1 protein-coding gene is annotated in these 4,084 nt (G+C 72.3%); it reads right to left on the bottom strand.

Annotated elements, in window-relative coordinates; all coding sequences use genetic code 11:
• The coding region (locus tag AB0F52_RS48605; RefSeq protein WP_360186468.1) for an SDR family NAD(P)-dependent oxidoreductase at nt 1-3,830 on the bottom strand (3,830 nt) is incomplete at its 3' end.
• Nucleotides 3,831-4,084 lie beyond the last annotated feature (254 nt).

Below are 4,084 nucleotides of genomic sequence, written 5' to 3' on the forward strand. Positions count from 1 at the left end.
TCGTCGGCGGGTGGGTGGTCTTCCTCCGGTGGGGCTTGTTCGAGGATGACGTGGGCGTTGGTGCCGGAGATGCCGAACGACGACACGCCGGCGCGCCGCGCCCCGCCTTCCGGCCACGGCGAGTTCTCTGTCAGCAGCGAAACGGTGCCGGTGGCCCAGTCGATGTGGGGGGTGGGTTCGTCGGCGTGCAGGGTTTTCGGCAGGGTGGCGTGGTGCATCGCTTGGATCATTTTGATGATGCCGGCGATTCCGGCGGCGGCTTGGGTGTGGCCGATGTTGGATTTGATGGAGCCGAGCCACAGTGGTCGGTCGCGGTCTTGTCCGTAGGTGGCCAGTAGGGCTTGGGCTTCGATGGGGTCGCCGAGGGTGGTGCCGGTGCCGTGGGCTTCGACGGCGTCGATGTCGGTGGGGGAGAGTTGGGCGTTGGCGAGTGCTTGGCGGATGACGCGTTCTTGGGCGGGTCCGTTGGGTGCGGTGAGGCCGTTGCTGGCGCCGTCTTGGTTGACGGCCGTTCCGCGGATCACGGCGAGGATCGGGTGTCCGTTGCGTTGGGCGTCGGAGAGACGTTCGAGCAGCAGTATGCCCGCGCCTTCGCTCCAGCCGGTGCCGTCGGCTCGGGCGCCGAAGGATTTGCATCGGCCGTCCGGCGCCAAGCCCCGCTGGCGGGAGAACTCGATGAAGACGCTGGGCGTCGCCATGACCGTCGCCCCACCCGCCAACGCCAGCGAGCATTCGCCTGCGCGCAGTGCTTGGCCCGCCATGTGGACGGCGACGAGAGAGGACGAGCAGGCCGTGTCGACGGTGATCGCGGGGCCGTGCAAACCGAAGCTGAAGGCGACCCGGCCCGAAGCGACGCTTCCGGCGGTGCCCGTGCCGACGAGTCCTTCGAGCTGAGCGGGGTGGGACAAGGTGGCGTAGTCGTGGTACATGATTCCGGCGTAGACGCCGGTGTCGCTGCCGTGCAGGGTGGCGGGGTCGATTCCGGCGGATTCGATGGCCTCCCAGGCGACTTCGAGGAGCAGTCGTTGCTGCGGATCGGTGGCGAGTGCTTCGCGGGGTGACATGTCGAAGAAGGCGGCGTCGAAGTCGCCAGCGTCGTAGAGGAACCCGCCGTGGCGTGTGTAGGTGGTCCCCGGCCGGTCGGGGTCCGGGTCGTAGATGGTGTCGGTGGGCCAGCCGCGGTTTTCCGGGAACAGTCCGATCGCGTCCGTGCCCGCTTCGACCAGATCCCAGAGGTCGTCCGGCGACCGCACACCGCCCGGGTAGCGGCAGGCCATTCCCACCACCGCGATCGGCTCGGCGTTGCTCACCGCGGCCGAAACCGGTACGACGGGGGCCGCGACGCCGTCGAGGATCTCCGTGAGGAGGAACGAGGCGAGGGCCGCCGGGGACGGGTGGTCGAAGGCCAGCGACGCGGGCAGGGGCATACCGGCGGCGGCCGCCAGCCGATTGCGGAGTTCCACCGCGGTGAGCGAGTCGAGTCCCAGTTCCTTGAAGGACTGGGCCGGATCGATCTGCTCGGCCCCCGGGTAGTCGAGCACTGCGGCGACCGTCGACCGGATCAGCCGCAGGACCTGGTCCCGGCGTTCGGATTCGGCCAGCCCCGCCAGCCGGCCGGCCAGGGTGGAGCCGGCTCGGCGGCCGGTCCCCGCCTGCCGCGGACCGGCCGGGACCAGGCCGCGGAACACTGCCGGAAGCTCGTCCGCCCCGGCCAGCCGCCGCAGGGCCGCCCGGTCCAGCCGAGCCGTGACGACGGCCGGCGCGTCGCTCGTGAGCGCGGCGTCGAAGAGCGCCAGACCATCTTCGGTGGACAACGGCCGGATGCCGTTGCCGGTCATCCGGCGGCGGTCGATGTCACTCAGGCTCGCCGCCATCCCCCCGGCCTCGTCCCACCAGCCCCACGCCATCGACGTGGCGGGCAAACCCTGCGCCCACCGCGCGGCCGCCAGTGCGTCCAGGAAGGCGTTCGCGGCCGCGTAGCCGGCCTGCCCGGCACTCCCCGCCGTGCCGGCGACGGACGAGAACAGCACGAACGCCGCCAGCGGCCGATCCCGGGTGAGCCGGTGCAAGTGCCACGCCGCGTCGGCCTTGGGCGCCAGCACCTTGCCGAGACGTCCGAAAGTGAGGGCCGTGACCGTGGCGTCGTCGAGAACGCCGGCGCTGTGCACCACCGCGGTCAGCGGGTGTTCGGGCGGCAGCGCGTCGAGTTCGGCGGCGAGGGCGCCGAACTCGGTGACGTCGCAGGCGTGGATGACGACTTCGGCGCCGAGATCGGTCAGTTCCGCCCGCAGCCGCTCGGCCGCGGGCGCTGCCGGGCCGCTGCGGGACAGCAGCAGAAGGCGCCGGGCACCGTACCGGGCGACCAGGTGTTTCGCGACGAGCCCACCCAGCGAGCCGGTGCCCCCGGTGATCAGCACCGTCCCCTCCGGGTCCAGCTCCGGCGTCACCCCCGAAGGTTGCGCCGGGGACAGCCGCGGCACGTGGACGACGCCCTCGCGAAGAGCCAGCTGCGGTTCGCCGGCCACCGGCGCGGCCGTCAACCGGGCGTACGACGCCGGCGTGCCGTCGACGTCGACGACGGCGAACCGGCCCGGATTCTCCGACTGGACGCTGCGCAGCAGACCCCACACCGCCGCCGCACCGAGATCCGCGACCGGTGCGCCGCGCTCGACGGCGACAGCTCCGTGGGTCACGAACGCCAGGCGCGACGGCGCGAGCCGATCGTCGGAAAGCCACTGCCGGACCGTGTCGAGCACCGACCGCACCGCCACGCCGACGGCATCAGGCAGATCGGTGTCCGCCTGGCCGGCTACCGGGACGAACACCGTGCCGGGCGCCGGCGCCCCGGACGAAAGCTCCCTGCCCAGCGCCGCGAGATCGGGGTGGCGTTTCCCCGCCACGCCGGGCAGCTCACCGAGGACCGCCGTCGTGCCGGACGGCGGATCGACGGGCCCGGCCAGGACCGGCCACGCCAGGGCCAGCGGAGCCGGTGCGGTGGACAGACCGCGCACCACCGCGGCGGGCAACGCCCGCAGCCGCAACGAGTCCACCGTGGCCACGGGGACACCGTCCGGATCGGAGAGGTGGATCCGGAAGCCGTCGCCGGCGCGAACCAGCCGCACCCGCAGGGTCGAAGCGCCGGCGGCGTACACCCGTACGCCGTGCCACGAGAACGGCACCGGCCGGTCGTCCCCGTCCGGCTCACCGAACGCGATGGGGTGGAGAGCGGCGTCGAGGAGGGCGGGGTGGATCGTGTAGCCGGTGCCGGTGTCGCCGGGCAGGACGACCTCGGCGTACAGGTCGTCGCCGTGGCGCCACGCGGCGGTGAGCCCTTGGAAGGCGGGGCCGTGTTCGTAGCCGCGTTCGGCGAGGCGGGTGTAGGCACCGGCCAGGTCCAGCGGCGTCGCCCCGGCCGGTGGCCATTCGGGGGCGCGAACGCTTGGCGGCGGCGGAACGTCCCCCGTACCGAGCACCCCGTGGGCGTGCCGGACCCATGCCTGGTCATCGGTCCCGTCGGGGACGCGCGCGTACATGTCGATGGCCCGCCGGCCGTTCTGGTCTTCTCGGCCGATGACGAAGTGGACGGCCACCGTGCCGGACCGGGGAATGACCAGCGGCGACTCGAGGAAAAGCTCGTCGAGCCGGTGGCAACCGGCCTTCTGACCGGCGGTCAGGGCCAGCTCCAGGAACGCCGTGCCCGGCAGCAGCGGCGTGCCGGACAACGCGTGGTCGGCGAGCCACGGCTGATCGTCCAGGGAGAAGCCGCCGGTGACGACGACGCCCTTGCCGTCGCCGAGCTCGATCGTGGCGCCGAGCAGTGGGTGGTGCACCGTGGTGAGGCCGAGAGCGGTGGCGTCGGTAACGCGAGTCGAGCCGGTGGGCCAGTAGGTGGTGTGTTGGAAGGGGTAAGTGGGGAGCGGGGTGTGCCGTCGGGCGGGGCCTGGCCAGGTGACGTTGTGCTCGGTGCGGGTGTGGAGGGTGGCGAGTGCGGTGTGGAGGTTGGTGGTTTCGGGTTTTTTGGTTTTCAGGGCGCCGAGTACGAGGGGTGCGGTGATGTGGGGGGTGAGGTGGGTGTCGGGCCCGA

Origin of the sequence: Amycolatopsis sp. NPDC024027 (assembly GCF_040638975.1) — a bacterium.
GTDB lineage: Bacteria > Actinomycetota > Actinomycetes > Mycobacteriales > Pseudonocardiaceae > Amycolatopsis.